At 62.2% G+C, this 386-nt stretch carries 1 protein-coding gene; it reads right to left on the bottom strand.

Going from position 1 to position 386, the window contains the following annotated elements; translation table 11 throughout:
- Window positions 1-386: lyase family protein (locus KHA85_RS20550; RefSeq protein WP_272875195.1), on the bottom strand; the 386-nt coding region annotated here is incomplete at both ends.

The raw sequence follows: 386 nt of genomic DNA, 5'->3' as shown, positions 1-386 counted from the left end.
GTCCACTTCCGGGTAAGCGACGATGTGGGCGTTGTAGTTGCCGACCGCGCCGTTGATTTTACCCATGATCTCCACGCGCTCCAGCTGGCGGTACTGGCGCTCCATGCGGTAAGCCACGTTGGCGAACTCTTTGCCGACGGTCGACGGGGTCGCCGGCTGGCCGTGGGTGCGCGACAGCAGCGGAATATCGCGGTATTCCAGCGCCAGCCCTTTCAGCGCGTCGATGATCTTGCGCCAGTAAGGCAGCACCACGTCCTGACGGGCGCTTTGCAGCATCAGCGCGTGCGACAGGTTGTTGATGTCTTCGGAGGTGCAGGCGAAGTGGATGAACTCGGACACCGCGTGCAGCGCAGGCACCGCCGCCACTTTTTCCTTCAGGAAATACT

Origin of the sequence: Dietzia massiliensis (genome assembly GCF_018390595.1) — a bacterium.
GTDB lineage: Bacteria > Actinomycetota > Actinomycetes > Mycobacteriales > Mycobacteriaceae > Dietzia > Dietzia massiliensis.
This window is presented reverse-complemented; position numbering and strand designations above follow the sequence as displayed.